We start from the raw sequence: 4,699 nt of genomic DNA, 5'->3' as shown, positions 1-4,699 counted from the left end.
GCAGGTATTCTATTGTTCCCATTACCTGCTCCTGTCTTATTACACTTTTAAATGTTGTTAGAGAGAGAGTAGTATAACTCATAAATACGCTTCCAGATATGAAATATGCAAGAATATTTCCCCCATATTGTTCAATCATTGGAAAGTAATTACCCTGAGCTATGAACCTTCCCATGAATCCAAATTGTAATAATCCTAAGAATCCACTGAGTATTCCCAGTACTGCTTGTGTTTTATAACTTTTCCATATTAGTATATCTCTACCTAAAAAATATAGAAATTTTTTTATTGTTTTCATAGTTTCACCAATTTAATTAAAATTTCTTTTACAAAAACCTTCACCTTTACAATTACATAAAATTATACATAAATCACACCAGTGAAAAAAACAATCAGGGCCTTTGCAAGGGCACAAGAATTCCTCTGAATATTCTTCATTTTTTTCAATCCATTTCATTATTTCACTCCCTTACTTCTAAGCAAACACCTTCGCCTTCACAATTACATTCAAAAATATGGAAAGTGTTTCTAAACCAATTAAAGAACCCTTCTAACCATTTGAACCAACAAATCTTTTCTTCTGGATTTTTTGGTTTTTCTATCCATAACATAAAAATCCCCTCCTTATTTTATTGGTATATAGAATCTTTCGAAATTCTAAAAATATTTGTTTAACAAATGTTTACTCACTTTAGAAAAGGTGCTTACCTCCTTGATGTATAATCATTTTAGTTAAATATTAATTTCATTCGGTTAATTCCGGAATAAAATTATTTCAAGAAGGTAAACAATATGAGTTACAATCCCAATCAATTTTATCTTGATTTTGTGTATGAGGAATATTTTAAATATCATTCCCCATTGACTTATATCCTGACTATTTTTGATTATATCGATTGGTCTTTAGTTCATGACATTAAAAATACTGGTGTTGGTAGAACTGGCTATTCTCCTGTTTCTATGATTAAAGCTCTTTTGTTTAAAACTATTAAAAAAATTCATTCTATTAGAGAACTCATTAATGAGCTTTATTCTAATCCTTATTTAGCTCAAATTATGGGATTCGATCCTATTCGTAATTATGTCCCTTCTGAATCTACTTTTTCTAATTTTAGAAAATCCTTTCATATTAATATTATTTATTCCATTATTACCGATCTTCTTTTTAGAGGAATTTCTGATGGGTTCATTTCAACTGATCTTGTTATTGTTGATTCTTTTCCTATTCCTTTTGATTCTCATTTTAATAATCCTAAATCTTTTAATAATTTTTCTGATGACTTTTCCACTTATTATTCTACTCCTCTTGATGCTGATTTTGGGGTTAAACCTATTAATGATAATATTAGATTTTATGATAAACACGGAAATCCTAAAAATATTTTCTTTTATGTCGGTTACAAAGGTCATACTATTTCTTTTTTTAATATCCCTATTTTTACTATTGTTACTCCTGCTTCTATTGATGATAAATCTGTTTCCCTAAACTTATTGATTTGCTTATGCTCTATCTTGAAGTTACTGGTTCAAAAGTTATTGCTGATAAGGGTTATGACTCTTCTAAGATTTATGATTTTGTTCATAATGTTTTTGGCGGTATCGCTTTTATCCCTTTAAGAGCTAATTCTTCTATGGATATACCTAAAGGTGATTGCGGTATAACTCTTAAAACAATATCATGAATCTAAACGTGATATTTATCGTTCTAAATTCGTTTGTCCTTTTGATGATAAACCAGATTCATGTACTAATTGTTATAAATATCAAAATTTCTCTAAAGATAATTTTAGTTTTAGAAATTCTTCTTTCTTTAAAGAAACCTATAAGTTGCGTGTTCGTATTGAATCTCTTTTTGCTAATATTGAATCCTATATTTCTCATACTAAATTACGTCATATTAATGCTATTTCTCTTGATGCTAATCTTGTTAATCTTTTTTTATCTGTTCTGCTTTCCTTGCTCATGATTTGTGTATAGACCATTTACTGGCTTCTATAGCAAAACTAAATCCATTTACATTAAAAATTAATTATTCAGTTATTTCTCGTAATTTTTTACTCCAATTAAATTTAATCTTTTTTATATGCTGAATTGTTTTAAATTCAGTCTATTTATTTTTATCCCATTTTTTCTTACATTTTCTTTCATTTCGTGCTTTTCTTTCGTTATTTCTTCAGGACTTTTTTGTATTATTTTCACTCCTCTTCTTCGTGTTATACATTATTAATATTTTTCATCTCTTATTTACTTCTTGCTGGACACTATTTTTTAAGAGTCCATTATTGGTATAGGTAAAAAACCATTTTTCAATTTTGCCTTTAAATGCATTTTTAACATTTCCTCAAGATTGTATTTATACATTGTACAACTTTCTTCATTTATTCCACCATACTTAAACAATGTTTTATCAGGACAACCACCCATACATAATGGTAAAAACTTACAATTTTTACATTCCTTATAATTTAAAGGATTAAATGTATTCCATTTTAAATATCTATCAAAATTTTTGTTTTTTTCGTTTCCTTTTATATTTCCTATTGCTAATGCTTTTATTCCAACTTCATGCCAACATTTATACATATATCCTTCTGGATCTATTACAAAACTATTTGGTTTTACTGCTCCACATTGTGAATACATTGGAGTTGGATACTTTATAATATTTATCCCTTCTTCATATGCTTCTTTTGCCTTTTCAACCATATATTTTGAACGATTTTTTATATCAATACAGTTTATTTCTATATCTTTACATACTTCTGTTGATACATCTACAAAAGCAAGATATGGCCTACAATTCTTTTCTGTTAATCCTTCGCTTTTTAGATATTTTAATAATTCAGTTATTTTATCTTCATTTGTTTTATCTATATTTATTCTTATACTTATATGTTCAAAATAATCTTTTACTTCTTTTATATTATTTATTATTGTATCAAAACTACCTTTTCCATTGATCAAAGGTCTCCTTCTATCATGAATGTCTTTAGGCCCATCTATTGTAATTTGAACTGTTTTTATCCTTAGCTTTTTTAATACCTTGGCTATTTTTGCATTTAACAAATATCCATTTGTGACAATTGATGCATTATATTTTATATCATTATTTTCACAAAGGTTTATAAACTCCTTCGATAATTCTTTTATTGTTTTTAAATCTAATAGCGGTTCTCCACCATACCACGATACCGATAAATATTTTATTTCATCTATATATTGTTTTACAAAATTCACAATAGACTTTTTTACTTCTTTATCCATAAATACTTTATTTCTTGATTCATAACAGTACTCGCATGCAAAATTACAACTCATTGTAGGTGCGATGGTTAAACCCAATCCTTTTTTTTCAAACTTTAATGAATTATATATGAATTCTATATATTTTAATTCATCAAAATCAACAATAAACTTTCCTTTTTTTAATTCTTCATATATTTTCTTATTTTCTTTTTTGTTTTTAAATTGTTTTAAGTTATTTTCTGACATTAATGCATCTTTTACTTCAGGTTCAATTATTGCAAATCCACCACTTAAGGCATTATATGCTAATATTTCTCCATTATCTTCAAAAATAAAATTATATTTTGATGGTTTCATTTATATCATCCTTTCTCATAACATATTCCATTTCCATCGCATTTACATGCTATTAAACATTCTACTCCAAAACACGGACATATAAATCTTAAAATTGAGCAAGAAATTTCAAATTCAAGCATATAATCATTATTTTTCTCGATCCATTGCATAATTTTCTCTCCTTTTTTAATTATGGTGTTAATTGTGAGTAGCATATATATTTCCATTCACAATTGTAATGGCATGCCCCACCATAACATGTACAACTTTTAAATAAGCATATTTCTCCTTTACAAGGACACCAAAAACTTTCTATATTTGTAGGATTTCTTACTTCTTCAATCCAATTCATTTTTTCACCTCTATCTTTGTTCGTGACATGAGTTATCTCCTTGACAATGACATTTAAACAAACAACTTTCTCCAAAACACGGACATATAAGTCTTAAAATTGCACAAGAAAATTCAAATTCAAGCATATAATCATTATTTTTCTCGATCCATTGCATATATTCACCTCCCAAAATTTTTTATTCCTGAAATTAGTATTATTAATCCATTTTACGACTATTTTTAATTTTATAAAATAACTAACTACTTTCCTCATTTCTAGGATTATTGTTTCTTATTTTTTCAAACATTTAGTTATTGAACTATTGTACATGCTTCATAACATCCCCCTGGACCATTACAAGTACATAACCACCAGCAATCAAAAAAACATATAGGTCCTTTGCAAGGACACCAAAATTCAGTTTTTCTCTTTTCTTCGATTTTTTCAATCCATACCATTTTTCTTCCTCCTTTCTAAATTAAAATTATCCAATAATCTTTAGTGCTAAAAAAAGCATCCGGCTGAAAAATTTTTTATTTTGTTTATAAACCACATTGTATTACAAAAGTGTCATATGTTATAATATTAATAAACAATCGAGTATAGAGCTATTTTTCATTCAAAAATTTCATTTTGAACTTGAGGATTAGTTGAATGAGTAGTTGAATTACTTTTATCATCACCACCATATACCATTGTTGAAGATAATATTATGATTGCCATTATTAATATAATTATTTTTTTCATTTTTTCACCCCCCTCATTTATCTTAGCATTTCT

The 4,699-nt window shown here is 27.0% G+C and carries 8 protein-coding genes and 1 pseudogene; 1 reads left to right on the top strand and 8 read right to left on the bottom strand.

Annotated features, from left to right (window positions below; all coding sequences use genetic code 11):
- Both AS160_RS09850 and AS160_RS09845 read right to left on the bottom strand, forming a co-directional pair.
- Positions 1 to 298 (bottom strand): annotated as a pseudogene (locus AS160_RS09850) (ABC transporter permease); the annotation flags it as partial.
- A gap of 163 nt (positions 299 to 461) precedes the next feature.
- Positions 462 to 611, bottom strand: a complete 150-nt coding sequence (locus AS160_RS09845) for a hypothetical protein (protein WP_165148395.1) — start codon at positions 609 to 611, stop codon at positions 462 to 464.
- Between the two features lie 181 nt (positions 612 to 792).
- On the opposite strand from AS160_RS09845, the gene AS160_RS09840 reads away from it, so the two are divergent.
- Positions 793 to 1,617 carry a transposase gene (locus AS160_RS09840; protein ID WP_165148392.1) on the top strand — a complete coding sequence of 275 codons (825 nt, stop codon included), beginning with the start codon at positions 793 to 795 and terminating at the stop codon, positions 1,615 to 1,617.
- A 651-nt stretch (positions 1,618 to 2,268) separates the two neighbouring features.
- Here the strand turns inward: AS160_RS09840 and AS160_RS09835 are convergent.
- From AS160_RS09835 to AS160_RS11560, 6 genes are all read right to left on the bottom strand, one after another.
- Positions 2,269 to 3,603: a radical SAM protein gene (locus tag AS160_RS09835; RefSeq protein WP_165148389.1), complete on the bottom strand. Its 1,335-nt coding sequence runs from the start codon at positions 3,601 to 3,603 to the stop codon at positions 2,269 to 2,271.
- A gap of 5 nt (positions 3,604 to 3,608) precedes the next feature.
- Positions 3,609 to 3,755: a hypothetical protein gene (locus AS160_RS09830; RefSeq protein ID WP_165148386.1), complete on the bottom strand. Its 147-nt coding sequence runs from the start codon at positions 3,753 to 3,755 to the stop codon at positions 3,609 to 3,611.
- A gap of 20 nt (positions 3,756 to 3,775) precedes the next feature.
- Positions 3,776 to 3,937, bottom strand: coding sequence for a hypothetical protein (locus tag AS160_RS09825; protein WP_165148383.1), 162 nt, complete (start codon positions 3,935 to 3,937; stop codon positions 3,776 to 3,778).
- Between the two features lie 10 nt (positions 3,938 to 3,947).
- A complete protein-coding gene (locus AS160_RS09820; RefSeq protein WP_165148380.1) occupies positions 3,948 to 4,094 on the bottom strand; it encodes a hypothetical protein in 147 nt (48 codons plus the stop codon).
- A gap of 136 nt (positions 4,095 to 4,230) precedes the next feature.
- Positions 4,231 to 4,377, bottom strand: coding sequence for a hypothetical protein (locus AS160_RS09815; RefSeq protein ID WP_165148377.1), 147 nt, complete (start codon positions 4,375 to 4,377; stop codon positions 4,231 to 4,233).
- Positions 4,378 to 4,534: 157 nt separating this feature from the next.
- Positions 4,535 to 4,666: a hypothetical protein gene (locus tag AS160_RS11560; protein ID WP_277601311.1), complete on the bottom strand. Its 132-nt coding sequence runs from the start codon at positions 4,664 to 4,666 to the stop codon at positions 4,535 to 4,537.
- Between the last annotated feature and the right edge of the window lie 33 nt (positions 4,667 to 4,699).

Source organism: Marinitoga sp. 38H-ov (assembly GCF_011057715.1).
Classification (GTDB): Bacteria; Thermotogota; Thermotogae; order Petrotogales; family Petrotogaceae; genus Marinitoga.
Note: the sequence above shows the minus strand (reverse complement) of the source record. Positions and strands in the feature narration are given on the sequence as shown.